Source organism: Alphaproteobacteria bacterium (assembly GCA_026400645.1).
Classification (GTDB): domain Bacteria; phylum Pseudomonadota; class Alphaproteobacteria; order Paracaedibacterales; family CAIULA01; genus JAPLOP01.
Map to the genome: position 1 here is coordinate 1 of JAPLOP010000002.1, position 4,546 is coordinate 4,546.

The 4,546-nt window shown below is 44.2% G+C and carries 3 protein-coding genes; 2 read left to right on the top strand and 1 reads right to left on the bottom strand.

Going from position 1 to position 4,546, the window contains the following annotated elements:
- Positions 1–327 precede the first annotated feature (327 nt).
- Positions 328–678 (top strand): hypothetical protein, encoded by a 351-nt coding sequence (locus NTX76_00290; GenBank protein ID MCX7337712.1) that lies wholly within the window; start codon positions 328–330, stop codon positions 676–678.
- Between the two features lie 759 nt (positions 679–1,437).
- Here the strand turns inward: NTX76_00290 and NTX76_00295 are convergent.
- On the bottom strand, positions 1,438–1,947 hold the full coding sequence (locus tag NTX76_00295) for a hypothetical protein (GenBank protein ID MCX7337713.1): 510 nt from the start codon (positions 1,945–1,947) through the stop codon (positions 1,438–1,440).
- 368 nt (positions 1,948–2,315) lie between these two features.
- Here NTX76_00295 and NTX76_00300 point away from each other — a divergent pair, with 368 nt between their 5' ends.
- Complete coding sequence (locus NTX76_00300; protein ID MCX7337714.1) at positions 2,316–4,397, top strand: sodium-translocating pyrophosphatase; 2,082 nt, start codon at positions 2,316–2,318, stop codon at positions 4,395–4,397.
- The last annotated feature ends 149 nt before the right edge of the window (positions 4,398–4,546 follow it).

The window sequence follows — 4,546 nt, forward strand, 5'->3', positions numbered from 1 at the left end:
AGCGCACTATAGAAGCCCCCTCAAAGCCAAAAAATGTTACAAAAAAAGGAGAAAAACAGGTAAGATTCAGGCAGCCAAAACGCCCCAAAAAACGGTAATTCTAGTTGTCGTTAGAAGGGAATTCTAGTTGTCGTTCATCACCATGCGATCGATTTTGCCAATGCCGGTGATTGATGAATATTGTTGGGCAAATACTGGTTGTTAACCAAATATTAACGACTTTGATATATGTGAATAGTGTAACGTAAATATGTTGCGCTGTTTTGCTAAAATGAAAGGATGCTTTATACGTTAAGAAAATCACATTTTTTATCATAGGAGAATATTATGGAAACCGTATATTTATCCAAGCAATTATCAAGGGCCGCCTTGTTATCGGCAACCATCCTTGCGGGGCCAGAGGAATCCTTTGCAATTCATGATATCGACGATAATGAGGATCGCCCACAGGTGGTGCCTCAGAAAGGATTCAAAATACCGCCGCCTATAATGATTCCTGAGGAGGTATTGGATAGCAATCAACCCATTAGCATGCTGTCCCATAACGCATTAAGCGTGAATCCACCGGGGAAGTCACCCAAGAAACGGTTCTCTTTTGCGCTAGTGCCGGGGCAGCATTCAAAATCTGTTGATCTGGAAGCCAGTGAGAAAAAGTGGGCACATGCTCAGGCTGATTGAGGATTCCATTTTGTCAACCCGAGCTCGACGTCAGGGCAGCATCAAAACAAGATCCCGCCGTAGTTTTCCTCCGGCTTGACCGGAGGATCCAGTTGATAAAGATCAATTTCTTTCTCTGGACCCTATGGTCAAGCCATAGGGAAACTTGCTTTTATCTGGGTTTATTGACTTTTTACGTTGAGTTGGGGTTTTGTCATTCTCGCGCTTGGTTTTAGAGCGTGGGCGAGAATGACAAAGATGGGTTTTTCGTTGCTAGGATGGGAACAGGGTGATCGGGATAAATCTTCCCATTCTTGATGGTTTTCTTGGTGTTTCCGGGAACTCCATTTTTCGCTTTGGCTTTGTTGGTGTCCTATAAAAAGATTCCTTGTCCTCTGAGTTTGCCCTTGTGCACAGCATATCTATTTCGACTGCTGCTTGTTCGCGGATCTCTGGTATCTTGCTATCCAAAAGAGGGGTGATATTCTCAGCACAAAATACATACTAAACTTTTTTTCATATCTCTCTCCATTTGATAATTTTTTAAAAAACCCAACAACGGATTCTTTTTTCTTGTATTCGTTGTTGACATACTTAAATCCCAGTTTGACGTGATGGGCGTTAAAAGCCTTACTGTGCGTGGTATTTTAAGGTCTGGATTGCTTTGTCAGGCTGCGCCCTCCGCGCAAAGACGTCGCGGCGTGCAGCGTAAGAGACGAAGCAATCCAGGATTATCCCTTAAAACACGAGGTTTTCAGGGATTTTTACGTCGAACTCAGGTTAGTAGAATAATCTACGATTCACATTTGACTCCCCTTGACATTCGTTGAATGCGTCCACAAAATCATTAGCCATATCTTGTTTCCCAGCTGCCTGAAAATAGGTGCATATATCGATGAGCTGATCAAAATTCACACGTGACATTTGCATGGGTCTGCCCATGAGGGTTTCATATAGTGAAATCGCTGAGTCGGTGTACTTGTTCATTATTGGAAATGCGCTAAAATGGATAAGCGTCCCTTGAAAGTCTCCGCTACTTATGATCCCGCTAATGCGTTCGGCTGCCTCTCGGCAAATAGCTGCCGATGCTAACAAATTTTTGCTATCTTTTTTTGCCGCAAAAACATCTGCTTCAATCTCGCGGAACGTATCCAAAAATTCTGCAGGAATAGAATTTCTGTATGCTGGCTGGACGACTGACCATTCCATATCTACATCTGCGGCAAAACCCTCTGAGAATGGTAAAAATGTGGCGCTCAGCAATAAAACTCTTAATAAATTCTTTCTCATATATCTCTCCATTCGATAGCATTTCATAAATCATCAGAAGATTTTTATTCATTTGAATCTGCTGATGGAATATATATGCATACGAATTATTAGATTACAAATATTTTTATTTGAGAAAAATTCAAATTAGATTTACTTAAAATCAGCTGCTTTTTTTATTCAAATTAAGATTTTTCTATTCTTCTTTACTGTGATGCATTTTTCTTGCTATCGTACGCTTTCTGCTATTGACGTGCGCACAACAGAAAATTTTCCTAAAAATGAAAGAATTTCACGCAAGGGCTGTTTTTTTGGACGGTTTTCGGATTATAATGGCTGTGTATCATTAAACAGAAAAAAAGAAATACCTGCCAGGAGGGGTAAAATTTATGGACACGAACCTGTTATTAATTGTTGGCTGTGCGGTGTTGGCGATCGTTTATGCCATCTATGCCAGCAGTCGCGTATTTGCGCATTCCACGGGAACCCCGCAAATGCAACAAATCGCCCTTGCCATTCAAGAAGGGGCAAATGCATTCCTCAATCGTCAGTATACAACCATTGCTATGGTGGGTGCGGTCATTGCGGTTTTGTTATTTTATTTTATGTCTAGCCTTGTGGCGCTTGGTTTTTTAATTGGCGCGGTTCTATCCGGATGTGCCGGATACGTTGGTATGAACGTATCAGTACGTGCCAACGTTAGAACGGCAGAGGCTGCCCGCACGGGACTTGCCGAGGCATTAGACGTTGCCTTTCAATCGGGTGCTGTCACTGGATTGCTTGTTGTTGGGTTGGGACTTTTGGGCGTTTCGCTTTATTATGGCTTTCTTATTTCAATACAGGTTGAGCAACGGTTATTGTTGGAATCCCTGATTGCGCTTAGCTTTGGCGCATCCTTAATTTCAATTTTTGCACGTCTTGGTGGCGGAATCTTCACAAAGGGTGCGGACGTTGGTGCCGACCTTGTTGGCAAAGTCGAAGCCGGAATCCCCGAAGATGACCCACGTAACCCAGCTGTGATTGCGGATAACGTTGGTGATAACGTTGGTGACTGCGCTGGTATGGCGGCCGATTTGTTTGAAACCTACGCCGTGACAATCGTTGCCAGCATGGTTTTGGCGGCTATTTATTTTTCGGGTTCGATGCAAAGTCTTTTCATGTTGTACCCATTGGCCATCAGCGGTGTTTGCATTATCGCAACTATCATTGGGACATTTTTTGTCAAATTGGATAAATCCCAGAATATCATGCGGGCCTTGTATAAAGGTTTGCTTGTAGCAACCTTGTTATCAGCCGTTTTGATTTATGGCGTTACCAGTTATCTGTTTCGGGATATTAGTGGATCGATTTCTGTTGGCAATATGTACTTTACGGTTACGAACATGCTTGTTTGCTGTGCGACCGGCCTTGGCGTAACGGGACTTTTGGTGTGGATTACCGAATATTACACATCCACAGCATATAACCCTGTTAGAAGCATTGCTCAAGCCTCGACAACGGGTCATGGTACGAACGTGATTCAGGGGTTGGCCGTTTCTATGGAATCAACTGCTTTACCTGTTTTGGTCATTTGCGCCGGAATCATTGTGGCGTTTTTGAATGCAGGATTGATGGGTATTTCCATTGCGGCAACAACAATGTTGGCTTTGGCTGGTATGATCGTGGCGTTGGATGCGTATGGTCCGGTAACTGATAATGCGGGCGGTATTGCCGAGATGTCCAATCTTCCAAAAGAAGTTCGTGTCGTCACAGACGCATTGGATGCTGTTGGTAACACAACAAAGGCTGTCACAAAAGGATATGCAATTGGATCTGCTGGTTTAGCGGCACTTGTTTTGTTTGCGGCCTATACCGAGGATTTAAAGCATTATTTCCCAAAATTGAACGTTCAGTTTAGTTTGCAGGATCCATACGTTGTAGTTGGTTTGTTTGTTGGTGGGTTATTACCGTATTTGTTCGCCGCCATGGGAATGAAAGCGGTTGGCCGTGCTGGTGCCGCTGTCGTTGTCGAGGTTCGTCGTCAATTCCGCGAAATCAAAGGAATCATGACAGGCGAGGGCAAGCCGGATTACAGTGCTGCCGTTGACATGCTAACAAAGGCCGCCATTAACGAGATGATTATTCCATCGTTATTGCCCGTATTGGCGCCGATTGTTATGTATTTTGTGATTAACATGATCGCTGGTCAAGCGGCTGCTTTTGCAGCACTTGGGGCCATGTTAATGGGCACGATCGTTACCGGTATATTTGTCGCGATTTCTATGACATCCGGTGGTGGTGCATGGGACAATGCGAAAAAATATATCGAAGATGGTCATTTCGGTGGCAAAGGATCGGAGGCTCACAAGGCAGCCGTGACGGGTGATACCGTTGGTGACCCTTATAAGGATACAGCCGGTCCCGCCATTAACCCGATGATCAAGATCATCAATATCGTGGCTTTGCTTTTGTTGGGTATTTTGGCCCATTAAGAAAAGTCGTCTGTGCGCCAAGATAAGTCGCACCAATCTTGCGGGTGAAAGTCCCGCTGTGGAAGGGAAAGCCAGTCCCACCACATAGCGAGTCTTGCGTCTCTCAAGGTAACGACAGAGTCGAAGCGTAGACAGCGAAACACTCGAGC